This window comes from Saccharopolyspora tripterygii (assembly GCF_054778355.1).
On sequence record NZ_BAAGZP010000044.1, the window covers coordinates 79,014 to 104,624 of the forward strand.

The window sequence follows — 25,611 nt, forward strand, 5'->3', positions numbered from 1 at the left end:
GGAGCACGAATTCGGTATTGGACGCTCTCGGCGACCCGTGCGAAGCTGACCCGAATCGGTGCGTCCAACGGAGGAGTCGAGCATGCTGCCGGGCGAGTGGGCTGAGCGCGTGAAGACCGTGCGGGTGATCGGCACCGGCGTCATGGGACGCGGGATCGCGCAGATCTGCGCGGCCGCCGGCATCACCGTCCAGCTCGCCGACGCACGCCCTGAGGCCGTGCGGACCGCGGTCGCCGAGATCGGCCGGATGTACGACAAGCTCGCGGGCAAGGGGAGGATGAGCGCCGAGGAGGCCGCTGCCGCCACCGGCCGGCTCGTCCCGATCTCCGACCCGCTGGACCCATCCGACTGCGATCTGGTCGTCGAGGCGGTGCGCGAGGACCTCGAGACCAAGCGCGAGCTCTTCGCCGGCTTGGAGCGCGCTTTCCCGCAGCACGTCGTGTTCGCCACCAACACCAGTTCGCTGCAGGTCACCTCGATCGCCACGGCGCTGGCGGACCCGAGCCGGCTCGCCGGGCTGCACTTCTTCAACCCGGTTCCGCTGATACGCCTGGTCGAGGTCATTCCGGGGGCCCGCACGGCGTCCGACCTGGCGGAGGCCCTCACCGCACTGGTCCGCAGGCTGGGGCACACGCCGGTGCGGGCCACCGACACACCGGGGTTCCTGGTCAACCACGCCGGGCGCGGTCTGGTCACCGAAGCGCTGCAGATCCTCGGCGAAGGCCTCGCCACGCCCGAGGACGTCGACCGCGTCGGACGGGACGTCCTCGGTCTGCGGATGGGACCGTTCGAGCTGATGGACCTCACCGCGCTGGACGTCACGCACCCGGCGATGGAGAGCATCTTCGCCGGCTACTACGGCGATCCCCGGCTGCGTCCGTCGCCGATCACCCGCACCCGGCTGGAAGCCGGTCTCCTCGGCCGCAAGACCGGCGAGGGCTTCTACCGCTACGAGGACGGCGTCAAGCAGGAGAGCCCCGAGCCCGCCGCGCCCGAGGTGGCGCGCGCACCCGTGTGGTCCGACGACGCCGAACTGCTCGATTCACTGGCCGATGCCGGCGTTGCGGTCGAGTGCGGTGACGAGCCGAGTTCCGCGGCGGTCGTGCTGCTGACGCCGTTCGGGCACAGCGCGGCATCGGCGGCGCTGTCGGGGGGCCTGCCCGCGGAACGGGTCTGCGGCGTGGACCCGCTGAGCAACGCCACCCGCTGCACCCTGAGCGTGCACCCGGCCACCGGAGTCGACGTGGCGCGTGCCGCGTGGGCGGCGCTGGCGGCGACCGGGCGCGCGGTGACCGTCGTGCGCGACGGACCGGGGATGATCGCTCAGCGGTTGCTCGCCGCGATCGTCAACACCAGCTGCTTCATCGCCGAGCAGCGGCTCGCGACGCCGGGGGACATCGACACGGCCGTGCGCCTCGCGCTGGGTTACCCGCTCGGGCCGCTGGAGTGGGGTCAGCAGGCCGGCGCGCGCCGTGTGCTGAGCGTCCTGCGCGCCCTGCACTCGGCCACCGGGGACCCCCGGTACCGGCCGAGCCGGTGGCTGGTCGAACGCGCTGAGCTGGGCCTGCCGCTCGACGTGACCGGCACGGGTGTGTCCGACGTGCTCTAGTCCTGCGGCGAATTCGCTTCGCGGAGCGTGCGCATGGCCTCGGCCAGGGCGCGGGAATCCTTGCCGCCCAGCGGTGCCAGGACGTGCTCGCGCAGGACCTGCGCGGAGGTCGCCCGGGCGCGATCAGCCACGTCCAGCCCGTGGTCGGTGAGCTCGGCGAAGGTCACGCGGCGGTCGGTCTCGCTGGGCACGCGGCGGATCAGCCCCGCCTTCGCGAGCCGGTCGGCCACCTTGGTGAAACCGCCGCTGCTCAGCGCCGCTTCACGAGCGAGCTTGGTCATGGGCATCCGGTTGTCGGGTGAGCGCACGAGCCGGAGCAGGATGTCCAGCGACGCCATCGGCAGTCCGTAGCCGTCCATGATCGCGCTGGCCAGCTTCGCGGCCGTGACGTGGTAGCCCTCGATGACCAGGCCCCACCAGGTGACGATCTCGTTATCGTCGACGGCGCCGTCCGGACTGATCGCCTCGTTCACGCAACGCTCCCTCGCTGATGCCGGTGCAGAGGGATGTTACATGAAAGACGTTTTCAAGAAAGTCGCTTCTGAGGAAGACGTTCTTCTCGCGCTGCACCGCCCGTCCCGGGGAGGCTACCCCGGAAGCGCGATGGCGGAGAGGACCAACCCGTCGCGGACCAGCCACTGGCCGGTGAAACCGGTCAGGCCGCACGCGGTCTTGCGCAACCGCGCGGTGAACGCGCCCGCTGAGAACTCCAGCTCGGCGTCCTCGAAACCGAGCCACTCGCCGGTGACCGGGTACCAGGTCTTGTACACCGATTCCTTGCAGCTGAACAGGATCCGGTCCCAGCACGTGCCCGGCTCGCGGGTCGCGAGCTCGGCGACGTGCTCGCGCTCCTCCGGGCGAGAGACGACGTCGAGCACGCCGTCCGGCAGCGGTTCGTGCTGCTCCGCGTCGATGCCCACCGAGCGGAACTCACGACCGCGCGCCACCGCCGCGCCGCGATAGCCGGCGCAGTGCGTGATGCTGCCGACGACCCCGGCGGGCCACTGCGGCGCTCCGCGTTCGCCCCGGAGCAGCGGCACCGGTTCGACTCCCAGCGCGCGCATCGCCCGGTGGGCGCACCAGCGGCCGCTGGTGAACTCGCGCCGCCGCGTGGCGACGGCCTTGGCGATCTCGGCCGCTTCGGCGTCGAACAGCGTCGCCTCGGGCGGGTCGTCGACGGTCTCGGCGGTGGCCACCCCGGCGGGCAGGAGCTCCTCGATCACTCCGACAACCTAGCTCATCGGGCACCTGACCAGGGCGGACGGTTCGGCGTCTCAGTCCGTGAAGCGCCGTTTACAGCGCACGGCGGGCGGTCTAGCGTTCTCAGCATGATCCCGTCGGTGCTACTGACGATCCGGGGCTACGTGGACCTCTCACGCGTGTCCTCGGCGCTCTGTCGCGCCTGACGACCGCTTCCCGCTTCTTCTCCGCGCCGCCGTGCTGAGCTGTCTCCGGCGGTCGCTTCCGCATGTCCGCCCACGCTCGTGGAGCTCTGATGACCGCACACCTCACGTCCGTGCCGACGGGTGGTCCGATACCCGTCACCCAGGTTCGCACCCGCACCGCCCGACGCGAATCCCGCCTCCCCCGTTGGGTTTTCAAGCTGTTCAGCCCGATCGCTCTCGTCGCCCTGTGGCAGGCCCTCAGCGCCACCGGAGTGCTCAGCGACGACACGCTCGCCTCGCCGGCCACCGTGGTGGAGACCGGTGCCGAGCTGTTCGAGGAGGGGCGGCTGCAGGAGGCGATCGCGGTGTCGCTGCAGCGCGTCGGCGCCGGTCTGGCGATCGGCGTGGTGGCCGCGACCCTGCTGGCGACGCTGTCCGGGCTCTTCCGCCGCGGTGAGGACATCATCGACGCTCCGATGCAGATGCTGCGCACGGTCCCGGTCATCGGGCTGATCCCGCTGCTGATCATCTGGTTCGGCATCGGCGAGGAACCCAAGATCGTGCTGATCGCGCTCGCGGTGACCTTTCCGCTGTACATGAACATCTACGGCGGCATCCGCAACGTCGACGCCGGCCTTGTGGAGGCCGCGAAGACGCTCGGGCTCGGGCCGTTCGCGCAGGTTCGCCACGTGATCCTGCCCGCGGCCATGCCCAACGCCCTGGTCGGGCTGCGCTACGCGCTCGGGTCGGCGTGGCTGGCCCTGGTCTTCGGCGAGACCATCAACGCCTCCGCGGGCATCGGGTACGAGATGAACACCGCCCGCGAGTTCTTCCAGACCGACGTCATCGTCGTCTGCCTCGTCCTCTACGCCCTGCTCGGCCTCATCGCCGACTTCATCGTTCGCGGACTGGAAAGGGTGGTGCTGGCATGGCGACCGGCGTTCAGCGGGAAGTGACCACGAAACCGGCTTCGGTGCGGGGGCTTTCGCGAAGCTTCGGCGACCGCGCGGTCCTCGACGGACTGGACCTCGACATCGAGCCCGGTCAGTTCGTCGCGCTGCTGGGGCCCAGCGGTTGCGGCAAGTCCACGCTGCTGCGCATCCTCGCCGATCTCGACCAGGAGGTCACCGGAGAGGTCGAAGTGGCCGAACGTCGTGCGGTCGCGTTCCAGGCGCCGCGGCTCATGCCGTGGAAACGCGTGTGGCACAACGTCGTTCTCGGCTTGCCCGGTCGTCCCGACAAGCAGCGCGCGGTCGCGGCTCTGGAGGAGGTCGGGCTCGGTCACCGGGTGGACGTGTGGCCGAAGGTGCTCTCCGGTGGTGAGGCGCAGCGGACGTCGTTGGCGCGCGCCCTCGTCCGCGAGCCGGACCTGCTGCTGCTCGACGAGCCGTTCTCGGCGCTGGATGCGCTGACCCGGATCAAGGCGCAGAAGCTGGTCGGGGAGCTGTGGCAGCGGCACGGTTGCGCGATCCTGCTGGTCACCCACGACGTGGAGGAGGCCCTGCTGCTGGCCGACCGCGTGCTGGTGATGAACGAAGGCCGCATCGGCTACGACCGCGTGCTGGACCTGCCGCGCCCGCGCGAGGTCGGCGACCCGGAGTTCGTGGCGCTGCGCGCGGAGCTGCTGGCCCGGCTCGGCGTGGAGTGAGCGCCCGCGGCGGTCAGCCCGCCCGGGTGCTGGAGGCCGGGGCGGCGGTGGCCGACAGCTCCAGGTAGGCGTGGTGCTCGACGTCGAGCACCTCCTGATCGCCGTGGTGCGGGCGCAGCGGCTCGCCCGCGGCGACCCGGTGTGCGTCGCGCAACGCGAACACCGCGCCCACCAGCCGGTCGCGCACCGCCGGATCGGCGGGTGAGCGTTGCAGCTCCAGAGTCGCGGTGCGGCACGTCTCCACGGCCTCGCGCAAGCGGGTGCGCGCCCTGTCGTTGGTGAGCGCCAGGCAGACCAACACGCCCAGCAGCGCGCCGAACAGCGTCATGCCGACGCGTTCGGCTACCAGGTGCACGGGCTCCGCCGGGTGTCCCAAGGTCGCCAAGCACAGCGCCAGGGGAGTGGCGAAGGTGAGCCCGAGTCCGTAGTTGGACATCACCACCAGCTCGGCGGCGATCTGGCAGAGCACGATCACCACCAGGATCATCGCCGGTGACGGATTCGCCGCGAAGATCCCGAGCGCCAGCAGCGAACCAGCGATGGTGCCCGCGCTGCGCTGCAGGGCCCGCTGCCAGGTGGTCGCGGTGTTGTGGGACTGCAGCACCGAGCTGACCGAGACCACGGCCCAGTAGGCGTGATCCAGCTGGAAGGTCGAGGCGAGCAGCCCGGTGACCAGCGCGGCCACGGCCATCCGCACGGCGCCCGTGCGGAACTCGGCGATCCTCGCGCGACCGGCCGCCACCGGCCTGGGTGTCGGGCGGTCCAGCTGCGCGGCGGGCACCCGGCCGCGTCGCACCCTCTTCGCCGTCCTGCGCAGTTCCGCGGACGTGTCGGCCGGGTGGTGCAGCAGGTGGTCGGCATGCGCGAGGTGGGCGCGCAGCCGCGTCGTCGTCCGGCGCTCGCCGGTAGGCAGCGAGTTCAGCGCGTGGTGCACGGCGGCGTGGGCGCGGCTGCGGGTACCGGCGCTCGGCGCCTCCAGGTGATCGGCGACGGCCAGCAGCGCTCTCGCGGTGCTGAGCCGGTGCGGGCCGGTCGGGTGGAGCAGTCCGCCGAGCATGCTGATCGCGTACGAGAGCGCCGCTGAGGAGGCGGCGATCGCGACGGCACCGGCGACCCCGCCCCAGGACTGAGGTGAGTACGCGGCGGCTCCGGCGGCGAAGACGAACATCAGCCCGCCGGGCGGTCCCACGCGCAGCACGTCCGCCAGCAGCTTGGCCAGCGTCGCCACCACCGTCAGGACCACGACCTTGGTCACGCCTCCGGCGCCCGCGGCCGAGACGACCGCACCGGCCGCCACGCTCGCGGTCAGACCTACCGCCACCACCGGCAGCAGCCAGGCCCTGCGCCCGTACGGGTCGACCCGGCAGTACAGCGAGGTGAAGGCGCCCAGCGCGGCGAACGGTGCCAGCTCCACGCGGTCTGCGATCAGCAGCGCCACGATCGGCAGGGCGTAGGAGGCGCCGACCCGGAGGGCCGGGATCAGCACGCCGCCGAACATCGACGTGAACTTGAGGGCATCGCGGGTCCGCAGGGTCTGGAGCACATAACCGTTCACAGGTAAAATGCTACAAGGTGTTTTACTCGTGAAGGAGTGTGACGTTGGACGTCGTCGGACGGATCCGCGAGCAGTGGAGCGAGCAGTATCCGGACCTGGACCTCACGCCCGTCGAAGTCATCGGTCGCGTGCGCAGGCTCGCGGCGCTCACCAACCAGCGGCACGACGAGGTCCTCGACGAGCTGCGGCTGTCCCGGATGGAGTTCGAGGTGCTCAGCGCGCTGCGCCGGGGCGGGGGTGACCTGCGACCCAGCCAGCTGAGCAGGGAGATGCTGTCGTCCGGTGCCGCCACCACCAAGCGCCTCGCGCGGCTGGAGGAAGACGGCCTGATCACGCGCAACACCTCGGCCCGCGACCGGCGCGAGGTCGACGTGCGGCTGACCGAACGCGGACGCAAGGTCATCGACCGGGTCTTCCCCGCTCAGCTGGAGCACGAGCGGGCGCTGCTGGCCCCGCTCGGCGAGGAGGAACGGGCACGGTTGGGTGAACTGCTGGCGAAGGTCCTGGCGCCGATGGACCTGGCTGGTTGAAGATCCGTCCGCCCCGGCGAGCCGACTGCGGGACGTCGTGTTCCGTGGGTTAAGGTTTTCCGGCTTTCACCGGGGAATTCCTGCGGCTTGGCGAACTCGGTGTGATCGGCCGATCACGCACGCGATGGCCGGTGCCGCTCGGACGAGAGGACACAGGGTGGCCACGGTACGGATCGGCTCGGTCCCTGATCTGCACCTCGGCGGTCTGCCCGGCCGCCTCCGCGTTTTCGTGCTGGCGAACTCGCGCGCGATCACGCTGATGGGCATCCCGCTGGTGTTGGCCGCGCTCGGTCTGCTGCTGCTCACGCCGCGCGCCGGGATCGGTGAGGAATCGGCCATCGACTACCAGGTGTACCGCTGGGCGGTGCACACCTGGCTGGCCGGCGGCGACATCATGAACACCGCTCCGACGGTGAGCATCGGTCGCGTCCTGCCGTGGGTGTACCCGCCGTTCGCGCTGGCGCCGCTGGCGCCGCTGGCGCTGCTGCCGTTCAGCGCGGGGCTGATCCTGCTCTACCTGCTGGACCTGCTCGCCATCGGCGGTGCGTTGTACCTGGTGACGCGGCACCTGTGGGCCGCGGTGGGGCGGCGAGGGGCGCTGGCCGTGGCCATGGTGCTGCTGCCCTGGACGCTCTTCCTGGAGCCCGTCTACTCGTCCTTCGGGCTCGGGCAGGTCAACATCCTGCTGATGGGCCTGGTGATGGCCGATTGCCTGGCCGAATCGCCGCGCTGGCCGCGCGGCCTGCTGATCGGGCTGGCCGCTGCCATCAAGCTCACCCCGGCGGCCTTCCTGCTCTTCCTGCTCTTCCGCAAGGACTACCGCGCTGCGGTCGTGGCGGTGGCCAGCGCGGTGCTGGCCACGCTGTCCGGGTTCGCGCTGAACTTCTCCGCCGCGGTGGAGTACTGGTTCGGGAAGGGGCCTGCGCACGGGGTGAGCGGATCCGCGTTCCACACGAACCAATCCATCATGGGAGCGCTGGCTCGCATGGAACTGCCCGCCATCGCGCAGAACGGCGTCTGGTTGGTGCTGTCGGTCGGCGTGACGATCGCGGTCGTGTTCGCGATCCGCCGGGTGGAACCGGTGCTGGCGGTGATGGCCAATGCGTTGCTGGCACTGCTGATCTCGCCCACCTCGTGGTCCGACCACTGGGTGTGGGTCGCTCCCGGTCTGCTGGTGCTGCTCGCCTGCGCGGTCCGTCTGCGCAGTGTCGGCTGGCTGGCCGTGGCGGGCTGGACGCTGGTCACAGTCCTGGCCGCGGCGTTCAACTGGATGCCCGCAGGCCCTCCGTGGGACGTGGTGGCCCACACGTTCGGAAATCCCTACGCGTTGCTCGGGCTGGTTCTGATCGGCCTGCTGGTGCGCAACGCCCGGCGCCAGCGGCCGACTCCGCAGGTGCGGCCCGCGCCGCTTCCGGAACCGGCCGGTGTCTGAAAGCGCTTGCGCATTCGGGTGATCGGGCATGTGCGCACGGACAGTGCGCCGACAATTACGGATATCGCGCTCGGTCTGAACCGAATCCGAATGGTGTGCGCTGCGATTCGGGACACATTCGCTGCCGTGCAACGGGATCGTGAATAACACCACTGATGATCGCCAGCTGTCGCCTTAGGGCAGATTCGTGGTGCACAATTCCTCGGACTCTCGGCCCGAGCGACAACGACGTCTCACCCTCTGAGAGATGTCATGTTCTCTCAACTTCGTGTTACCTAGCGGTAGCTTTTGGGTCGCTGGGTCTGTACAGTGCCTCAAACTGACCAAGAGTGCAACGGCGCATCCTTACATTTGTCAGTGCCCCCAAAGGCTCCCGCGGTTCGCAGTGGGTGATTCATGCCCTGCTGCGCGCTGCAGCCTGTCGACGGGAGGTCCGATGCCCCAATCCCACCATGCAAGAAGCGTGGCGCAGCGCAGCGCCCGAGCCAGTGGTCTGTATGACCCGGCCAACGAGCACGACGCCTGCGGTGTCGCATTCGTCGCCGACCTCCGCGGTCGGCGGAGTCACGACCTGGTTGACAAAGCACTGACCGCGTTGCGCAACCTGGAACACCGCGGTGCGAAGGGCGCTGACCCCGAGACCGGTGACGGTGTCGGATTGCTGACCCAGATCCCGGATGCCTTCTTCCGCGCCGTCGTGCCGTTCGAACTGCCCGAAGCCGGCAGCTACGCGGCCGGTACGGCCTTCCTGCCCGCCGATGAGACGGCGGCCGAGGACGCCGTGGCCATCATCGACCGGATCGTGGCAGAGGAAGGCCTGCGACTGCTGGGCTGGCGCGAGGTCCCCATCGCCGCGGACAGCGCGGGTACCGCAGCGCGCGAGACGATGCCCCACTTCCGGCAGCTGTTCATCGGCACCCCGGACGGGAAGCAGGCCGAGTCGGCGCTGGCCTTCGAGCGTCGCGCCTTCTGCGTGCGCAAGCGCGCCGAGCACGAAGCCAACGTGTACTTCCCGAGCCTCTCCGCCCGGACCATCGTCTACAAGGGCATGCTCACCGAGACGCAGCTGGGCGCCTTCTACCCGGACCTGGGTGACGACCGCTTCGCCAGCGCGATCGGTCTGGTGCACTCGCGGTTCTCCACGAACACGTTCCCGTCCTGGCCGCTGGCGCACCCGTACCGGTTCATCGCGCACAACGGTGAGATCAACACGGTCAAGGGCAACCGCAACTGGATGCGGACCCGCGAGAGCATGCTCGACACCGATCTCATCCCCGGTGAGCTCCAGCGGTTGTACCCGATCGCATCGCCGGAGGCCAGCGACTCGGCGACCTTCGACGAGGTCCTGGAGCTGCTGCACCTCGGTGGTCGCTCGCTGCCGCACTCCGTGCTGATGATGATCCCCGAGGCGTGGGAGAACCACGCCGAGATGGACCCGAAGCGCAAGGCGTTCTACGAGTTCCACAACTACCTGATGGAGCCGTGGGACGGCCCGGCCCTCGTCGCCTTCACCGACGGCACCCAGATCGGTGCGGTGCTGGACCGCAACGGTCTTCGCCCCGGCCGCTACTGGGTCACCGAGGACGGACTCGTCGTGCTGGCCAGCGAGGTCGGCGTGCTGGAGTTCGAGCCCGAGAAGGTCGTGCGCAAGGGCCGCCTGCAGCCGGGCCGGATGTTCCTGGTCGACACCGAGGCCGGCCGGATCATCGATGACGACGAGATCAAGGGCGAGCTCGCCGAGGAGTACCCGTACAAGGAGTGGCTGGACGGTGGCGTCGTGCGGCTGGGCGACCTGCCCGAGCGCGAGCGCGAACTGCCCTCCCACGACTCGCTGGTGCACCGGCAGCAGGTCTTCGGCTACACCCAGGAAGAGCTCGGGGTGCTGCTGCAGCCGATGGCCACCACCGGCGCCGAGCCGATCGGCTCCATGGGCAACGACACCGCCTTCGCCGCGCTGTCGGAACGCCCGCGGCAGCTGTTCGACTACTTCACCCAGCTGTTCGCCCAGGTCACGAACCCGCCGTTGGACGCGATCCGCGAAGAGCTCGTGACGTCGCTGAGCACCCACGTCGGGCCGGAGCACAACCTGCTCGGCCACGACCCGGAGGCGTGCCACCAGCTGGTGCTGCCGTTCCCGGTGCTCGACAACGCCCAGCTCGCCAAGATCGTGCACATCAACGACGACGGTGACCGCCCGGAGCTCAAGCCCGCCGTCATCGACGCCACCTACCAGGTCTCCGGTGGGGGAGCGGCGCTGAAGACGCGGCTCGAGGAGATCTGCGAAGAGGTCTCGGCCGCCGTCGCCGACGGCGCGCACGTCCTCGTGGTGTCGGACCGCCAGGCCGACGCGGAGCGGGCGCCCATCCCGTCGCTGCTGGCGACCGGTGCGGTGCACCACCACCTGGTGCGGGAGAAGGACCGCACCCAGGTGGGCTTGATCGTCGAAGCCGGCGACGTCCGCGAAGTGCACCATGTCGCTCTTCTCATCGGTTACGGCGCCGCTGCCGTTAACCCCTACGTGGCAATGGCCACCGTCGAGGACCTCGTCAACACCGGCGTCATCAAGGGAACCGACGCCGAGCACGCCACCGCCAACCTGATCAAGGCGCTGGGCAAGGGCGTGCGCAAGACGATGTCCAAGATGGGCGTGTCCACTGTGTCCTCCTACACCGGCGCGCAGATCTTCGAAGCCATCGGGCTCGGCGAGGAAGTCGTGGAGCGCTGCTTCACCGGCACCACGTCGCGGCTCGGCGGAGTCGGATTCGACGTGCTGGCGCAGGAAGTCGCCGAGCGGCACCGCCGCGCGTACCCGGTCGACGGCGTCCACGCCCCGCACCGCTCGCTGGCGGTCGGCGGCGAGTACCAGTGGCGCCGCGACGGCGAACCGCACCTGTTCAACCCGAAGACGGTGTTCAAGCTCCAGCACTCCACGCGCTCCGGGCGCTACGAGGTGTTCAAGGAGTACACCGAGGCCGTCGACGACCAGTCGCGCGACCTGATGACGCTGCGCGGGTTGTTCAAGTTCCGCGAGGGCGTGCGCAAGCCGGTGCCGGTGGAGGAGGTCGAGTCCGTCGCCTCCATCGTGAAGCGCTTCGCCACCGGCGCCATCTCCTACGGGTCGATCTCGCAGGAGATGCACGAAACCCTGGCGATCGCGATGAACCGCCTCGGCGGCAAGTCCAACACCGGTGAGGGCGGCGAGGACGCCGACCGGTTCACGCCGGACGCCAACGGCGACTCGCGCCGCTCGGCGATCAAGCAGGTGGCCTCCGGTCGCTTCGGTGTGACCAGCGAATACCTGGTCAACGCCGACGACATCCAGATCAAGATGGCCCAGGGGGCAAAGCCGGGAGAGGGCGGTCAGCTGCCCGGCGGCAAGGTGTACCCGTGGGTCGCAAAGACCCGGCACTCCACGCCGGGCGTCGGGCTGATCTCGCCGCCTCCGCACCACGACATCTACTCGATCGAGGACCTGGCCCAGCTGATCCACGACCTGAAGAACGCCAACCCCCAGGCGCGCATTCACGTCAAGCTGGTCAGCGAGGTGGGTGTCGGCACGGTCGCGGCGGGTGTCTCCAAGGCCCACGCCGACGTCGTGCTCATCTCGGGTCACGACGGCGGCACCGGTGCTTCGCCGATGTCGTCGATCAAGCACGCCGGTGGTCCCTGGGAGCTGGGCCTGGCCGAGACGCAGCAGACGCTGCTGGCCAACGACCTGCGCGACCGGATCGTGGTGCAGACCGACGGCCAGCTCAAGACCGGTCGCGACGTCGTGATCGCCGCGCTGCTGGGTGCCGAGGAGTACGGCTTCGCCACCGCTCCGCTCGTGGTCTCGGGCTGCATCATGATGCGGGTCTGCCACCTCGACACCTGCCCGGTCGGCGTGGCCACGCAGAACCCGAAGCTGCGCGAGAAGTTCTCGGGCAAGGCCGAGTACGTGGTGAACTTCTTCGAGTTCATCGCCCAGGAAGTGCGGGAGTACCTGGCGGAGCTCGGTTTCCGCTCCCTGGAGGAGGCGATCGGGCACGCGGACCTGCTCGACACCTCCGACGCCGTCCGGCACTGGAAGACCCGGGGCCTGGACCTCGGTCCGATCACCCACGTGCCGGAGCTGCCCGAGGGCGCGTCGCTGCACCAGACCACCGAGCAGGACCACGGTCTGGACAAGGCGCTGGACAACACGTTGATCCAGCTGTCCGAGGGCGCGCTCAAGGAAGGCACCCCGGTTCGCTTGGACCTCCCGGTGCGCAACGTGAACCGGACCGTCGGTACGATGCTCGGTTCCGAGCTGACCCGGCGGTGGGGCGGCGAAGGCCTGCCGGACGACACCATCGACGTGACCTTCACCGGCTCGGCCGGGCAGTCCTTCGGTGCGTTCGTCCCGCGCGGCATCACCCTGCGCCTGCTCGGTGACGGCAACGACTACGTCGGCAAGGGCCTCTCCGGCGGGCGGATCGTGGTCCGTCCCGACGCGAAGGCGCCGTTCGTGGCCGAGCAGAACATCATCGCCGGCAACGTGCTGCTCTACGGAGCCACCGGCGGCGAGCTGTTCGTCCGCGGCATCGTCGGCGAGCGGTTCTGCGTGCGCAACTCCGGTGCCATCGCCGTCGTCGAGGGCGTTGGCGACCACGGTTGCGAGTACATGACAGGTGGCCGCGCCGTGATCCTCGGTACGACCGGGCGGAACTTCGCGGCCGGCATGTCCGGCGGTGTCGCCTACGTGCTGGACGTCGATCCGCAGCGGATCAACCCCGAGATGGTCGACCTGGAAGCGCTGGACGACGAAGACCGCGAGTTCCTGCACGACCGGGTGCGCAGGCACTACGAGCAGACGGAGTCGGCGGTGGCCCGCGAGCTGCTCGCCGACTGGGACACCGCGGTCGAGCGGTTCGGCAAGGTCATGCCGCGCGACTTCAAGCGCGTGCTCGAAGCGCAGAGCGCGGCCGAGCGCGAAGGGCGCGACGTCAACGAGGCGATCATGGAGGCGGCTCATGGCTGACCCCAAGGGATTCATGACGACGCCGCGGGAGACCCCGCAGCGTCGCCCGGTGGACGTGCGCATCAAGGACTGGCGCGAGGTCTACCTCGAGTTCGAGCAGCCGAAGCTGACCAAGCAGGCCGGTCGCTGCATGGACTGCGGAATTCCGTTCTGCCACCAGGGCTGTCCGCTGGGGAACCTGATTCCCGAGTGGAACGACCTGGTGTGGCGGGAGGACTGGGAGTCGGCGATCGACCGGCTGCACGCGACCAACAACTTCCCGGAGTTCACCGGGACCTTGTGCCCTGCCCCGTGCGAGGCGGCGTGCGTCGTCGGCATCAACAGCGACCCGGTGAGCATCAAGCAGGTCGAGATCTCCATCATCGACAAGGCTTGGGAATCCGGGTACGTCACGCCGCAGCTCCCGCCGAAGCAGACCGGCAAGAAGGTCGCCGTCATCGGCTCGGGCCCTGCCGGGCTCGCCGCCGCGCAGCAGCTGACCCGGGTGGGTCACAGCGTCGTGGTCTACGAGCGCGCTGACCGCGTCGGTGGGCTGCTCCGCTACGGCATTCCCGAGTTCAAGATGGAGAAGAGCCGGCTCGACCGGCGGCTCGGGCAGATGCGCGCCGAAGGCACGGAGTTCCGCACCGGGGTCAACGTCGGTGTGGACGTCACCGTGGAGCAGCTGCGGGCCGACTACGACGCGGTCGTGCTCGCCGGTGGTGCCACGCAGGCCCGCGACCTGCCGGCGCCGGGCCGCGAGCTGGACGGCGTGCACCAGGCGATGGAGTACCTGCCGCTGGCCAACAAGGTGCAGGAGGGCGACTTCGAGCGCCCCTCGATCCACGCCGGTGGCAAGCACGTCGTCGTCATCGGCGGCGGCGACACCGGTGCCGACTGCGTCGGCACCGCGCACCGCCAGGGCGCGGCGTCGGTGACGCAGCTGGAGATCATGCCGCAGCCGCCCGCGGAGCGCTCCGAGGCGCACCCGTGGCCGACCTACCCGATGCTCTACCGGGTCACCTCGGCCCACGAGGAGGGCGGCGAACGGCTGTACTCGGTCAACACCCAGGAGTACGTGGGTGACGACCAGGGTTCGCTGCAGGCGCTGCGGCTCGTCGAGGTCCAGCGCGGCGAGTCCGGTTTCGAGCCGGTGCCCGGCACCGAGCGGGAGATCCCGGCGCAGCTGGTCCTGCTGGCGATGGGCTTCGTCGGTCCGGAGAAGCCGGGTCTGCTGGAGGACCTCGGCGTGGAGTTCGACCCGCGCGGCAACGTGGCGCGGGACGAGAACTTCATGTCCAGCGTGGACGGCGTGTTCAGCGCGGGCGACATGGGCCGTGGCCAGTCGCTGATCGTGTGGGCCATCTCCGAGGGTCGTTCCGCGGCCGCCGGGGTGGATCGGTACCTCGTCGGTCGGGACGTGCTCCCGGCGCCTATCGAGCCGACCGACCGCCCGATGGTCTGAGTCAGAGCGCATGAGAGCGGTGCCCCGGTTCCTCCCCCGGGGCACCGCTCTTCGCGTTGTCAGTCCGGTACGGGGACTCCGAAGTCCGGTGAGCCGTCCTGCTTCCAGCCGAAGGTCTGCAACCTGGCGTGCCGGTTGACGTCGCCGACCTCGGCGTCGTACGGACGAGCGTGGTAGACGAGCACGTTCGTGCCGTCCTCGGCGACGGTGAAGCTGTTGTGCCCCGGGCCGTACTGGCCGGTTGCCACGTTCGTGGTGAACACCGGTTCCGGGCTCTTGCCCCACGAGGCGGCGTCGAGCAGGTCCGCGTCCGCGGGCGCGCTCAGCAGCCCCAGGCAGTAGTTGCTGTCGGTGGCGCTGGCCGAGTAGGCCAGGAACACGCGGTCCTCGCCGATGAGCGCCGCGGGCCCCTCGTTGACCCGGAAGCCCCGGGTCTCCCAGTCGTAGGTCGGGGTCGACAGGCGAACCGGTTCGCCGCCGAGCGTCCAGGGCTCGTCCAGGGGAGCCAGGTAGAGGTTCGAGTTCGTCTCGATGCCCGGTTCGCGCTGGGCCCACGACAGGTACCGCACACCACGGTGCTCGAAGGTCGTGGCGTCGAGGGCGAAGGTGTCCCACGGGGTGCGGATCGGCCCGCGTTCGACCCATGTCCCGGTCAGCGGGTCGGGGCTGGAGTTCTCCAGCACGTGCATCCTGATGGACTGGACGTCATCCGAGCTGCCCGCCGCGACGTAGACGTACCAGCTTCCGTCGACGTGGTGCAGTTCCGGCGCCCAGATGTGCCTGCTCATCTCGCCGCTGTCGGGCCTGCGCCACAGCACGTGCTCCTCTGCGGTGCTCAACCCCGGCAGGTTCCTGGAGCGGCGGAGCACGACCTCGTCGTAGGTGGGGACCGTAGCGGTGAAGTAGTAGGTGCCGTCGGTGTGCCTGCAGACGTGCGGGTCCGCACGTCTGAGCGCGAGTGGGTTGTGGAAGCGCGCTGGTGCACCCGACGCTGCGGAGTTGCTGGTCATCGCGAGGGCTCCGGCGGCCAGAGCGCCGGACAGCACGGTCCGGCGGGAGAGAGCTGATCGGTGTCGCACTCTGCTCACCGTGGTGCGAATGCAACCGTGGCAGAACGATTTCCGCCCCTCGGCGTGGCATTCGAAGTCAGGCGGGTAACCCGTCCTGGGGATGGTGTCGAGTTCGCCCAGTGATCGCGGCATTCGCTGGGCGAACCGTTCGAAGACGAGGATGCCGCAGCGCGGGAGCGGATGCGATCACGGGAGAACCGACTGGTCGGAGCGCATCGGACGCGTCGTCCGAGCGATCCTCCGGTGCTGATTTCCGTCGCATCGGCGGGAATTGATACTTGCTGCGTGGAATTCCCGGACTAGCGTCGTGCACATCGGAATTCCGGTGGATGAATTCGGCGGTCGCGCGCGCCGCATCAACGTCGAGCGATTCGAGGAATGGGAGCATGACGCAGAACGTCCTGACCGGTGTTCAAGAGCAGGCCTTCGGTGAAAACCCGCTGGAAGTCCGCGAAACCGGCCACTACACCCAGGAATACGTGGGTGGAATGGTCGACAAGTGGGACGACCTGATCGACTGGGAACGTCGAGCGGAGGGTGAGGGCCGCTTCTTCGTCGACCAGCTGAAGGCTCGCGGCGTCCGCAGCGTGCTGGACGTGGCCACCGGCACCGGGTTCCACTCGGTCCGGCTCATCGAGGCCGGGTTCGAGACCGTCAGCGCCGATGGCAGCCCGCAGATGCTGGCCAAGGCCTTCCGGAACGGCCTGAACAACGGTGGGCACCTGCTGCGCGTGGTCAACGCCGATTGGCGTTGGCTGAACCGGGACGTGCACGGCGAGTTCGACGCCGTCATCTGCCTGGGGAACTCCTTCACGCACCTGTTCAACGAGCACGATCGCCGCAAGGCCCTCGCCGAGTTCTACGCGATGCTCAAGCACGACGGCGTGCTCATCATCGACCAGCGCAACTACGACGCGCTGCTGGACGGCAAGGCAGGCGGCAAGAGCAGCTACTACTACTGCGGCACCGAGGTCGACGCGGTCCCGGACCACGTCGACGAGGGTCTGGCCCGGTACCGGTACGAGTTCCCGGACGGCAGCGAGTACCACCTGAACATGTACCCGCTGCGCAAGGACTACCTGTGCGGCCTGCTGCGTGACGTCGGGTTCCAGCGGATCGAGACCTACGGCGACTTCCAGGAGCAGCCGGTCGACGAGCCGGACTTCTTCATCCACGTGGTGGAGAAGAGCTACGTCGAAGAACTCTGACAGTTCGGCTCCGCGCCATCACCGGCTGAGTCGGTGCGAGCGCGGCAGCCTGCGCAGGGCGGCCCGAAATCCGGTGTTCTCACCGGGTATCGGGCCGCGCTCGCAGATCGCCCTCGATGCGGGCGGCGGTGCGGGCCAGCAGTGGAACGATCTCCCGCGCGACGCCTTCCTCGGTGGAGCTGTGCTTGTCCAGCGAGACGCTGACCGCGGCGAACACCCGGCCGTCGGCATCGCGAACGGGGACCGCCACTCCGCGCAGCCCCTCCTCGAGCCCGTCGTCGGCGATCACGAACCCCCGCTTGCGCACCGTCGCCAGCTCGGCCAGCAGCTGTTCGCGGGTCGTGACGGTGTGCGGGGTCAGCCGAGCCAGCTCCACTGAGCGCAGGTTCGCCTCCAGCCGCTCCGGTGGGACGGCCGCGAGCAGGACCTTGCCCATCGAGGTGGCGTGGGCCGGGTAGCGGGCGCCGACCGGGATCGCCACCGACAGCAGCTTCGGGCTCGGGACCGCGGCGACGTAGCGGATCTCCGTTCCCTCCAGCACCGCCAGCGCGGTCATCTCGCGCACCTGCTTGGTCAGCTCCTGCAGGTGCGGCTCAGCGACCTGCGGGAGCGAGCGGCTGGTGAGGTAGGCGTGGCCGAACTCCAGCACCTGCGGGGTCAGCGCGTAGCGCCGGTCGGCCTGGCGGACGTAGCCGAGCTCGACGAGGGTGAGCAGGATCCGGCGAGCGCCCGCCCGGTCCAGCTCGGCGGCCTGAGCGACCTCGGTCAGCGACAGCTCTGCCTGCTCGGCGGTGAACGCTCGCAGCACGGACATGGTCCGCTCCACCGCGCGGACGAAGTGCTCTCCACGCTGTTGCGGCACGACACCTCCCGGTTCGACTCCGTCCGCAGCCTAATCGGTCCGGGGCCGGAAAGAACTCATACCGACCGGCCGGTCTGTCTGGACTGGAGGGCGTGGTACGGGTTTAACTGAAGGCCGGAATCTGATCGAAACCCGGAGGGATCAGCGAACGTGACCGCCGAGAGCGAAGACGAACTGCGGGAACGCCGGCAGGCGGCGCGGGAGCTCGGGTCCGCGCTGCGCGATCTCACCGACGCCGCGGTGTCCACCGAGGCGGACAGCGAGACCCTGCGGGAGATCACCGCGCAGGTTCGCGAGCTGGTGCCCCCGCTGGACGCAGTGCGCCGCGAGCGCGGCCAGCTGGCCACCGTCGACGACGGGCAACGCCCTCGCCGTCTCTACAGCCCTGCGGTCGGCCCGGGCAACCCGATCGCTCCGCCCATGCACGTGGAGGTCGTCGACGGCGCCGCCGTGGGCACCTGCACCTTGGGCCTGGCCTACGAGGGGCCGCCGAGCTACGTGCACGGCGGCATGAGCGCGATGCTGCTCGACCAGATCCTCGGGCACGCCCACGCCGCGGGAGGAGCTCCTCCGGGCATGACGGTGCAGCTGTCGCTGCGCTACCGGCGGCCGGTGCCGCTGAGCACTCCGTTGCGGATCGTCGGCCGCATCGAGCGGGTCGACGGCCGCTGGACCGAGTCGAGGGCCACGATCTGCGCCGCGGACGCCCCGGACGCCGTGCTGGTGGAGGCCGAGGGCAAGTTCGTCGTTCCCAGCGCCGAACAGTCCAGCAGGCTCTTCGGGAAGGTCGAGGGGCTCGCCAGGTGAGGTAATCGAACGCGGTACGCGAGGTTCAAGGAGGAACCGCATGTACCCAGGTGTCCACGCCGCCACCACGCCCGACAAACCGGCGCTGATCATGGCCGGATCGGGCGAGGTGCTGACCTATCGAGAGCTCGACGACCGCTCGCTGCGACTGGCCAACTCGCTGCGCGAAGCGGGCCTGAGCAAGGGCGACGTCGTCGCCTTGCTCTCCGACAACGACCTGCACGCGTACGAGGCGTACTGGGCAGCGGTGCGCTCGGGCATGTACGTCTGCGCGGTCAACAGCCACCTGCAGCCCGACGAGGTCGCCTACATCGTCAACGACTCCGGGGCGAACGCCCTGGTGGTGTCGGCAGGGCTGGGGGAGTTGCCGGAGCACGTCGCGGAGCTCACCAACGTCCGGGTCCGGCTGGCGTTCGGCGGGCCGGTCGCGGGCTTCGACGATTACGAGCAGGCGCTCGCCACGGCGTCCACGGAGGTCCCGGCGGTGCAGCCGTGCGGCACCGACCTGCTGTACTCCTCCGGAACCACCGGTAGGCCCAAGGGAATTCGCCCGGAGCTGCCCGACCGTCAGGTGCACGAACCGGGCAACATCCTGGTGGACCTGCTGCGCGGCTTCTACGGCTTCGACGAGGACACCGTCTACCTCTCCCCGGCGCCGGTCTACCACGCCGCCCCGCTGCGGTACTGCGCTTCGGTGCACGCCATCGGCGGAACCGTGGTGATGATGGAGCGCTTCGATCCCGAGCAGGCGCTGCGCGCCATCGAGCGCTACCAGGTCACCCACAGCCAGTGGGTGCCGACCATGTTCGTGCGGATGCTCAAGCTCGACGAGGCCACCCGCCACCGCTACGACCTCTCCAGCCACCGCAACGCGGTGCACGCCGCCGCACCCTGCCCGATCGAGGTCAAGCGGGCGATGATCGAGTGGTGGGGCCCGATCCTGCAGGAGTACTACTCCTCGACGGAGGGCATCGGCATGACGATGATCGACTCCGCGCAGTGGATGGAGAAGCAGGGCTCGGTGGGACGCCCGCTGCTGGGCATCGTCCGCGTTTGCGACGACGAGGGCAACGAGCTCCCCGTGGGTGAGGTCGGGACGGTGTTCTTCGAGCGCGAGGAGATCGAGTTCGAGTACCTCGGCGATCCCGACAAGACGCGCTCGGCCAAGCACCCCGGGCACAACAACTGGGCGACCACCGGCGACCTCGGCTACGTCGACGAGGACGGGTACCTGTTCCTCACCGACCGCAAGGCGTTCATGATCATCTCCGGTGGGGTCAACATCTACCCCCAGGAGGTCGAGGACGTGCTGGCGCTGCACCCCTCGATCCTCGACGTGGCCGTCTTCGGCGTGCCGGACCCCGAGATGGGCGAGACGGTCAAGGCCGTGGTGCAGCCCGCGCCGGGCGTCGAACCGGGACCGGAGCTCGAGCGGCAGATCATCGACCACGCGCGTGAGCGGGTGGCGCGCTACAAGGTGCCGCGCAGCGTCGACTTCGTCGCCGACATGCCGCGCACACCGACCGGAAAGCTCGTGAAGGGCAAGCTCAAAGCCCGCTACACGTGATTGATCGAAAGGGATAACCGTGGATCGACGTTGGGGCATCTCCGTCCCGCTGCCCGAGCTCTCGCTGCCCGAGCAGCGTGAGCTCATCGCCGAACTGCCCGACCTCGGCTACACCGACGTGTGGTCGTCGGAGGCCAACGGTGCCGATGCGTTCACCCCGCTTGCGCTGGCCGCCACGTGGGCGCCGCAGCTGCGGTTGGGAACCGCGATCGTGCCCGTCTACACCCGCGGGCCGGCGACCCTGGCGATGAGCGCTGCGACCCTCGCCGCAGCGGCCCCGGGCCGCTTCGCCCTGGGCGTGGGCACCTCGTCGAACGTGATCGTGGAACGCTGGAACGGGATCCCCTTCGAGGAGCCCTACAAGCGGGTGCGCGACACCGTGCGGTTCCTGCGGCAGGCGCTGCGCGGGGAGAAGGTCACCGAGTCCTACGAGACCTTCGAGGTCAAGGGTTTCACCGCGGGCCTGGTGGCCGACCCGGTGCCGCCGGTGCTGGTGGCGGCGCTGCGGCCGGGGATGTTGAAGCTGGCGGGACGTGAGGCCGACGGCGCGATCATCAACTGGCTCTCGCCTGACGACGTGCGCACCGTCGTGCCCCACGTGCAGCAGGGCGGACCGGACAAGGAGGTCGTCGCCCGCATCTTCGTCATGCCCGACACGGACCCGGACACGGCGAGGGCGCTGGCGCGACGGCACATCGCGGCGTACATGAACGTCCCGGTCTACCGCGCTTTCCACGAGTGGCTGGGCCGCGACGAGTTCACCCCGATGTGGCAGGCGTGGGATCAGGGTGATCGCAAGGCCGCTCTCGAGGCGATCCCGGACAGCATCGTCGACGACCTGGTGGTGCACGGCCCGGCCCAGTACTGCAGGGAGCGGATCCAGCAGTACGTCGACAACGGCGTCACCACCCCGGCGATCGCGCTCGTCGCGCCGGGCGACCCGACCGAGGCCGTCCGGGCGTTGGGACTGAAGTAGGCCGGGTTGAGCGCGGCGTCAGCTGAGGGCGGCGGGCTGCTGGTCCAGTCCGCCGCCCAGGTGCGCGGTGTCGTTGAACCGCCGCACGATCCAGCGCTCACCCGTGACCACGACCTGCGAGACCGAACCGTTGCTCGCCCCCAGGAAGGCCATCGGCAGGCTTCCGCTGGCGATGGACATGATCTCGCCGATCACGCCGCCGTGGGTGAACACGGCGATGCGCTGGTCCGGGTGCGCGGCGGCGAGCCGCTCGATCGCGCCGCCGACGCGCTCCCGCAGCGCCTCGCGGGATTCCGCGCCCGGGATGACGTCCCACCGTCCCTCGGCGTGCATCCGCTGGATGATCGGGTCGTTCTGGGCCACCTTCTGCCGGAACAGCCCGCCTTCGAACTCTCCGAGGTGCACTTCGCGCAGGTCCCGCACGACCCCGGGCGTCAGCTGGAGCAGGGCCGCCAGCGGGGCCGCGGTTTCCGCGGTGCGTCGCAGGTTGGTGACGTAGAGGGCGTCGAGGTGCTCACCGGCGAGCCGTCTGCCGACGTGCTCGGCGTGCTCCTGGCCGGCCGGGGCGAGTTCCGGGTCGCCCTGCCCGTCGACGAGGGCGAAGGGCTTGCCCGGCACGGCAGGCGCGGACTCGCCGTGGCGGATCAGCAGGATGTCGGTGGCACCGGCGGGCGGTGTGAACGTGGATTGCCGGTACTCGACGTCGGACATGGTGCTCCGCTCTCCGCGATTCCTCGTGCACGCCCGAGCTTTCCACCGCGCAAGGCCGTTTTCAAACCCGAGAGAGGGAAGGTGCGATGACTTTCACCGAGGTCGGATACGAGGTCTCCGAGGGGATCGCCACGATCACGTTGGACCGGCCGGAGAAGCTCAACGCGTTCACCCACGTGATGCGTGGTGAGCTCATCGCGGCCTTCGACGCTGCGGAGGCCGACGACTCGGTCCGCGCGGTGATCGTCACCGGTGCGGGCAGGGCGTTCTGCGCGGGCGCCGACCTCACCGCAGGTGAGGACACCTTCAACGGCGAGGTCAACGACGGGCGGGCGCAGGCCTACCGCGAGCTCGGCGAGATCGACGGGGTGCCTCGTGACGGCGGTGGGACCGTGGCGCTGCGCGTGGCGGAAATGCGCAAGCCGGTGATCGGCGCGTTCAACGGAGCGGCGGTCGGCGTGGGCGTCACGATGACCTTGCCGATGGACATCCGGATCGCGTCCGAGCGGGCCAAGTTCGGGTTCGTGTTCACCCGCCGCGGGATCCTCCCGGAGGCCGCTTCGTCCTGGTTCCTGCCGCGCGTCGTCGGCATCTCGCAGGCGATGGAGTGGGCCGCTACTGGTCGCATCTTCGACGCGGAGGAGGCCCTGCGCGGTCGCTTGGTGTCGCGGGTGGTCGCCGACGACGAGCTGATCCCCACGGCGCGCTCGATCTGCCGGGAGATCGCCGAGAACACCTCCGGCGTGTCGGTGGCGGTGGCCCGCCAGCTCATGTGGGGCATGCTCTCGGCGGAGTCGCCGTGGGAGGCGCACAGGCTGGACTCCCGGGGCATCAAGGTGCTGGGCGCCGGAGCCGATGCGGCCGAGGGGGTCGGCTCCTTCCTGGCCAAGCGCGCTCCGGAGTTCCCCCTCCGGGTGAGCGAGGACTACCCCGACTTCATGCCGGAGTGGCCTGCTCGCCCGGAGGGGGTCTGAACTCCCGCCTCGTTCACTCTTGAGTTGTCAAGGAGCATGTCGCCGGGAGCACCGGCCATCTGAAGATCATGGGTGCGCGGGGTGTTCTGGCATCACGCCGTGGTGGGCGGCGGCTCTCGTGCTGCCCACCACGTGCGGCGTCCGTACCTGCCTGGACGACTTCGGCTGCCGTGACAAGCGGATACCGCACAGGGTTTCGCGATGGTGAGACCGAGGACTGCTGCGGGAGAGGGACTGTCAGCGTGGTGGAGGAGCAGGACCGAGATGTACCGTGTCGAACGCATGTTTCAATGGTGCAGCTCCGGGCTCGACAATGCGAGCGAATAACGGCTACACGATCAGGTGATCAGATTCGAAAAGCCCTGAAGGTCAACACCATCAAGCGACATCGCCCGATGAATCCACTGGTCATGCGCCTGCGAGCAGGCTCGCTCCGAGTGACACCATCATCACCGCGATCACGCCGTCCAACACGCGCCACGTTCCGGGGCGCGCGAAAAGCCCTGTCAGCAAACGCGCTCCGAAGCCCAGGGCGAGGAACCACACGCAACTGGCGGCGAGCGCGCCCAGGCCGAACTCCCACCGCATCGCGCCGTACCCGGCCGCGACCGAGCCGATGAGCAGGATCGTCTCCAGGTAGGTCTGGGGGTTCAGCCAGGTCATGGCCAGGCACGTCAGCGCGGCGCGACGCCGCGACCCGGTGGCCCCGTCGGCGGCTTCGAGGCCGACGCCCGGGCGGAACGCCCTGCGGGCGGCGAGGAAGCCGTAGCAGAGCAGGAAGCAGCCGCCGGCCACGGTGCACGCGGTGAGCAGTGCGGGGGAATTGGTCACCAACGTCCCGAAGCCGCCCACTCCCAGTGCGATGAGCGCGACGTCCGAGGCGATGCAGATCGCCACCACGAGCAGCACGGCGTGCCGACGCAGCCCTTGGCGCAGCACGAAGGCGTTCTGCGCGCCGATGGACACGATCAGGGACATGCACGTCGCGAAACCAGCCGACATCGGCAGCAGAGCGTTGGCCATGCCCTGACGCTAGGCATCGAGCCCAGAACAGTACAGCTAAGGATTCTTAACTACCATTAGATGACATGAACATCGATCTGCCCGTGGACCACGTGCGGACCCTTCTCGCGGTGGTCGACGGGGGGACCCTGGACGCCGCCGCGGCGGCGTTGCACGTGACGCCCTCAGCGGTCAGCCAGCGGATCAAGGCGCTCGAGCAGCGCACCGGGCGGGTTCTGCTGATCCGCAGCAAGCCGGTGCAGCTCACCGAGTCCGGCCAGGTGGTGGTGCGGTTCGCGCGGCAGCTGGCGCGGTTGGAGCAGGACGTGGCCGGTGAGCTCGGCATGTCCGGTAGCGGTGCCACGAGCACCTTGCCCATCGCGGTCAACGCCGACTCGCTGAGCACGTGGTTCGTCCCCGCCCTGGCGCAGGTCGACGGTGCGGCGCGGATCTGCTTCGAGCTGCATCGCGCCGATGAGGGCCACACCACGGCGTTGCTGCGGGAGGGCAGGGTGATGGCGGCGGTGACCTCGACGCCCGACCCGGTGCAGGGGTGCTCGGTGCGCGAGCTCGGGCACATGCGCTACGTGGCTTGCGTGGCGCCGTCGCGGAGGGGGGAGCGACCCCTCGCGCAGGTGCTCGACGAGATGCCGGTGCTGATCTTCGACAACCACGACGACCTGCAGGACGCCTTCGCCCGCAAGGTGACCCGAGGGCGGGGAGCGGGCGGACCACGCCATTTCGTGCCCTCGTCCGAGGGCTTCGTCGAAGCGATCGTGGTCGGGCTCGGCTGGGGGATGGTGCCGAGGGTGCAGGCCGCGCCGCTGCTGCGGTCCGGAGCGCTGGTCGAGATCGCGCCGGACCGCGCCGTGGACGTGCCGCTGTACTGGCAGCAGTGGAAGCTGGACTCACCCGCGCTGGCCGCCGTCGCGCAGGCTGTGCGGGACGGTGCCGCGGCGGAGCTGGACTAGCGCGGGATGGCGGCTCCGCGAGCGGTGCCGCCACGACCAGCGATCCTCGACCAGCGGCTATGCCGGGTCGGCGAACTTCGGGTCGCGCTTCTCCAGGTTCGCCGAGATCGCCTCCAGCTGGTTCGGCGTGGCGATCAGCGAGTGGATCGCGACCTGCTCGGCCTCGAAGCCCTCCTCGAGCGAGACCCGTCCGGCGAGGTCCAGCAGCCGCTTGGACTCGCGGATGGCCTGCGGGCTCTTGCCCGCGATCTCCCGCGCCAAGGTCAGGGCCGCGGCGTGCGGGTCGGCCTCGACGCGCGTGGCCAGCCGCAGCGCGACGGCCTCCTCGCCGCTGACCACGCGACCGGTGAACGTCAGCTCCTTGGCCACGTCGCGGCCCACCAGCTCCGGCAGCACCTGGGTGCCGGTCATGTCCGGGTTGATGCCCCACTTGATCTCCAGCACCGACAGCCGGGCGTCTGGCGCGACCAACCGGATGTCGGCGCCCAGCGCGATCTGCAGGCCGCCGCCGAAGGAAACGCCGTGCACGGCGGCGATGACCGGTTGCGGGAGGAGCGTCCAGACGTGCGCCGCCTGCTGGCCGAGCGCCTTGGCCGGGCCGTCGGTCTCCAGGCGCGGCGGACGAGTGCCCCCGGCCATCTCGCCGAAGACGCTGAAGTCCAACCCGGCGCAGAACCCGCGCCCCTCGCCGGAGAGCACGACCGCGCGCACGCTGGTGTCCTCGCGCAGCCGCTCACCGGTGGCGACCAGCTCGGTGAACATCGCCGGGTCGAGGGCGTTGAGCTTGTCTGGGCGGTTCAACCGCACGTCGGCGACTCCGTCGGTGACGGTGCAGCTGATCCGCTCGGTGCTCGACACGGG

General features: G+C 69.7%; 21 protein-coding genes. 13 read left to right on the forward strand and 8 right to left on the reverse strand.

Going from position 1 to position 25,611, the window contains the following annotated elements; genetic code table 11:
* Positions 1 to 82 precede the first annotated feature (82 nt).
* A complete protein-coding gene (locus ACYVF3_RS30260) occupies positions 83 to 1,609 on the forward strand; it encodes a 3-hydroxyacyl-CoA dehydrogenase (RefSeq protein WP_461157688.1) in 1,527 nt (508 codons plus the stop codon).
* On the opposite strand, the gene ACYVF3_RS30265 is transcribed toward ACYVF3_RS30260, so the two are convergent.
* Positions 1,606 to 2,082, reverse strand: coding sequence for a MarR family winged helix-turn-helix transcriptional regulator (locus tag ACYVF3_RS30265; RefSeq protein WP_461157689.1), 477 nt, complete (start codon positions 2,080 to 2,082; stop codon positions 1,606 to 1,608). The genes ACYVF3_RS30260 and ACYVF3_RS30265 overlap by 4 nt on opposite strands.
* A 114-nt stretch (positions 2,083 to 2,196) precedes the next feature.
* The gene (locus ACYVF3_RS30270; RefSeq protein WP_461157690.1) at positions 2,197 to 2,832 is read right to left on the reverse strand and encodes a 4'-phosphopantetheinyl transferase family protein; all 636 of its coding nucleotides are present in this window, start codon (positions 2,830 to 2,832) and stop codon (positions 2,197 to 2,199) included.
* Positions 2,833 to 3,104: 272 nt separating this feature from the next.
* On the opposite strand from ACYVF3_RS30270, the gene ACYVF3_RS30275 reads away from it, so the two are divergent.
* Positions 3,105 to 3,950, forward strand: coding sequence for an ABC transporter permease (locus ACYVF3_RS30275; protein WP_461157691.1), 846 nt, complete (start codon positions 3,105 to 3,107; stop codon positions 3,948 to 3,950).
* Positions 3,923 to 4,642, forward strand: coding sequence for an ABC transporter ATP-binding protein (locus ACYVF3_RS30280; protein WP_461157692.1), 720 nt, complete (start codon positions 3,923 to 3,925; stop codon positions 4,640 to 4,642). Before ACYVF3_RS30275 ends, ACYVF3_RS30280 begins: the two co-directional genes overlap by 28 nt.
* A 13-nt stretch (positions 4,643 to 4,655) precedes the next feature.
* Here the strand turns inward: ACYVF3_RS30280 and ACYVF3_RS30285 are convergent, their stop codons facing one another.
* A complete protein-coding gene (locus ACYVF3_RS30285) occupies positions 4,656 to 6,197 on the reverse strand; it encodes an FUSC family protein (RefSeq protein WP_461157693.1) in 1,542 nt (513 codons plus the stop codon).
* Between the two features lie 44 nt (positions 6,198 to 6,241).
* On the opposite strand from ACYVF3_RS30285, the gene ACYVF3_RS30290 reads away from it, so the two are divergent.
* From ACYVF3_RS30290 to ACYVF3_RS30305, 4 genes are all read left to right on the forward strand, one after another.
* The gene (locus ACYVF3_RS30290; protein WP_461157694.1) at positions 6,242 to 6,727 is read left to right on the forward strand and encodes a MarR family winged helix-turn-helix transcriptional regulator; all 486 of its coding nucleotides are present in this window, start codon (positions 6,242 to 6,244) and stop codon (positions 6,725 to 6,727) included.
* A 157-nt stretch (positions 6,728 to 6,884) separates the two neighbouring features.
* Positions 6,885 to 8,159 (forward strand): glycosyltransferase family 87 protein, encoded by a 1,275-nt coding sequence (locus ACYVF3_RS30295; protein ID WP_461157695.1) that lies wholly within the window; start codon positions 6,885 to 6,887, stop codon positions 8,157 to 8,159.
* Between the two features lie 436 nt (positions 8,160 to 8,595).
* Positions 8,596 to 13,158, forward strand: a complete 4,563-nt coding sequence (gene gltB / locus ACYVF3_RS30300) for a glutamate synthase large subunit (RefSeq protein WP_461157696.1) — start codon at positions 8,596 to 8,598, stop codon at positions 13,156 to 13,158.
* Positions 13,151 to 14,602: a glutamate synthase subunit beta gene (locus tag ACYVF3_RS30305; RefSeq protein ID WP_461157697.1), complete on the forward strand. Its 1,452-nt coding sequence runs from the start codon at positions 13,151 to 13,153 to the stop codon at positions 14,600 to 14,602. The genes gltB and ACYVF3_RS30305 overlap by 8 nt, the downstream gene beginning before the upstream one ends.
* A 59-nt stretch (positions 14,603 to 14,661) precedes the next feature.
* Here ACYVF3_RS30305 and ACYVF3_RS30310 read toward each other — a convergent pair whose 3' ends face one another.
* Positions 14,662 to 15,681, reverse strand: a complete 1,020-nt coding sequence (locus ACYVF3_RS30310; protein WP_461157698.1) for a glycoside hydrolase family 43 protein — start codon at positions 15,679 to 15,681, stop codon at positions 14,662 to 14,664.
* A gap of 377 nt (positions 15,682 to 16,058) precedes the next feature.
* On the opposite strand from ACYVF3_RS30310, the gene ACYVF3_RS30315 reads away from it, so the two are divergent.
* Complete coding sequence (locus tag ACYVF3_RS30315; protein WP_461157699.1) at positions 16,059 to 16,880, forward strand: glycine/sarcosine N-methyltransferase; 822 nt, start codon at positions 16,059 to 16,061, stop codon at positions 16,878 to 16,880.
* A 79-nt stretch (positions 16,881 to 16,959) separates the two neighbouring features.
* Here the strand turns inward: ACYVF3_RS30315 and ACYVF3_RS30320 are convergent, their stop codons facing one another.
* On the reverse strand, positions 16,960 to 17,742 hold the full coding sequence (locus tag ACYVF3_RS30320; RefSeq protein WP_461157700.1) for an IclR family transcriptional regulator domain-containing protein: 783 nt from the start codon (positions 17,740 to 17,742) through the stop codon (positions 16,960 to 16,962).
* Between the two features lie 150 nt (positions 17,743 to 17,892).
* On the opposite strand from ACYVF3_RS30320, the gene ACYVF3_RS30325 reads away from it, so the two are divergent.
* Genes ACYVF3_RS30325 through ACYVF3_RS30335 form a run of 3 tightly spaced genes read left to right on the forward strand, consistent with a single transcriptional unit; the run spans position 17,893 to position 21,092 of the window.
* The gene (locus tag ACYVF3_RS30325; RefSeq protein ID WP_461157701.1) at positions 17,893 to 18,549 is read left to right on the forward strand and encodes a PaaI family thioesterase; all 657 of its coding nucleotides are present in this window, start codon (positions 17,893 to 17,895) and stop codon (positions 18,547 to 18,549) included.
* A gap of 40 nt (positions 18,550 to 18,589) precedes the next feature.
* Complete coding sequence (locus tag ACYVF3_RS30330; RefSeq protein ID WP_461157702.1) at positions 18,590 to 20,116, forward strand: acyl-CoA synthetase; 1,527 nt, start codon at positions 18,590 to 18,592, stop codon at positions 20,114 to 20,116.
* 19 nt (positions 20,117 to 20,135) lie between these two features.
* The gene (locus ACYVF3_RS30335; RefSeq protein WP_461157703.1) at positions 20,136 to 21,092 is read left to right on the forward strand and encodes an LLM class F420-dependent oxidoreductase; all 957 of its coding nucleotides are present in this window, start codon (positions 20,136 to 20,138) and stop codon (positions 21,090 to 21,092) included.
* Positions 21,093 to 21,110: 18 nt separating this feature from the next.
* Here the strand turns inward: ACYVF3_RS30335 and ACYVF3_RS30340 are convergent, their stop codons facing one another.
* Complete coding sequence (locus ACYVF3_RS30340; protein ID WP_461157704.1) at positions 21,111 to 21,803, reverse strand: histidine phosphatase family protein; 693 nt, start codon at positions 21,801 to 21,803, stop codon at positions 21,111 to 21,113.
* Positions 21,804 to 21,889: 86 nt separating this feature from the next.
* Here ACYVF3_RS30340 and ACYVF3_RS30345 point away from each other — a divergent pair, with 86 nt between their 5' ends.
* Entirely contained in the window at positions 21,890 to 22,777 is an 888-nt protein-coding gene (locus ACYVF3_RS30345) for a crotonase/enoyl-CoA hydratase family protein (RefSeq protein ID WP_461157705.1), read from the forward strand.
* A 408-nt stretch (positions 22,778 to 23,185) separates the two neighbouring features.
* Here the strand turns inward: ACYVF3_RS30345 and ACYVF3_RS30350 are convergent, their stop codons facing one another.
* The gene (locus tag ACYVF3_RS30350; protein ID WP_461157706.1) at positions 23,186 to 23,800 is read right to left on the reverse strand and encodes a LysE/ArgO family amino acid transporter; all 615 of its coding nucleotides are present in this window, start codon (positions 23,798 to 23,800) and stop codon (positions 23,186 to 23,188) included.
* 65 nt (positions 23,801 to 23,865) lie between these two features.
* Here ACYVF3_RS30350 and ACYVF3_RS30355 point away from each other — a divergent pair, with 65 nt between their 5' ends.
* Positions 23,866 to 24,750 (forward strand): LysR family transcriptional regulator ArgP, encoded by an 885-nt coding sequence (locus ACYVF3_RS30355; RefSeq protein WP_461157707.1) that lies wholly within the window; start codon positions 23,866 to 23,868, stop codon positions 24,748 to 24,750.
* A 57-nt stretch (positions 24,751 to 24,807) separates the two neighbouring features.
* Here ACYVF3_RS30355 and ACYVF3_RS30360 read toward each other — a convergent pair whose 3' ends face one another.
* On the reverse strand, positions 24,808 to 25,608 hold the full coding sequence (locus tag ACYVF3_RS30360) for a crotonase/enoyl-CoA hydratase family protein (RefSeq protein WP_461157708.1): 801 nt from the start codon (positions 25,606 to 25,608) through the stop codon (positions 24,808 to 24,810).
* Positions 25,609 to 25,611: the final 3 nt, after the last annotated feature.

Coding starts and splice junctions, on each gene's coding strand:
- ACYVF3_RS30260 (WP_461157688.1), top strand. CDS start 83: ATGCTGCCGGGCGAGTGGGCTGAGCGCGTGAAGACCGTGCGGGTGATC.
- ACYVF3_RS30275 (WP_461157691.1), top strand. CDS start 3,105: ATGACCGCACACCTCACGTCCGTGCCGACGGGTGGTCCGATACCCGTC.
- ACYVF3_RS30280 (WP_461157692.1), top strand. CDS start 3,923: ATGGCGACCGGCGTTCAGCGGGAAGTGACCACGAAACCGGCTTCGGTG.
- gltB (WP_461157696.1), top strand. CDS start 8,596: ATGCCCCAATCCCACCATGCAAGAAGCGTGGCGCAGCGCAGCGCCCGA.
- ACYVF3_RS30305 (WP_461157697.1), top strand. CDS start 13,151: ATGGCTGACCCCAAGGGATTCATGACGACGCCGCGGGAGACCCCGCAG.
- ACYVF3_RS30315 (WP_461157699.1), top strand. CDS start 16,059: ATGACGCAGAACGTCCTGACCGGTGTTCAAGAGCAGGCCTTCGGTGAA.
- ACYVF3_RS30330 (WP_461157702.1), top strand. CDS start 18,590: ATGTACCCAGGTGTCCACGCCGCCACCACGCCCGACAAACCGGCGCTG.
- ACYVF3_RS30340 (WP_461157704.1), bottom strand. CDS start 21,803: ATGTCCGACGTCGAGTACCGGCAATCCACGTTCACACCGCCCGCCGGT.
- ACYVF3_RS30345 (WP_461157705.1), top strand. CDS start 21,890: ATGACTTTCACCGAGGTCGGATACGAGGTCTCCGAGGGGATCGCCACG.
- ACYVF3_RS30350 (WP_461157706.1), bottom strand. CDS start 23,800: ATGGCCAACGCTCTGCTGCCGATGTCGGCTGGTTTCGCGACGTGCATG.
- ACYVF3_RS30355 (WP_461157707.1), top strand. CDS start 23,866: ATGAACATCGATCTGCCCGTGGACCACGTGCGGACCCTTCTCGCGGTG.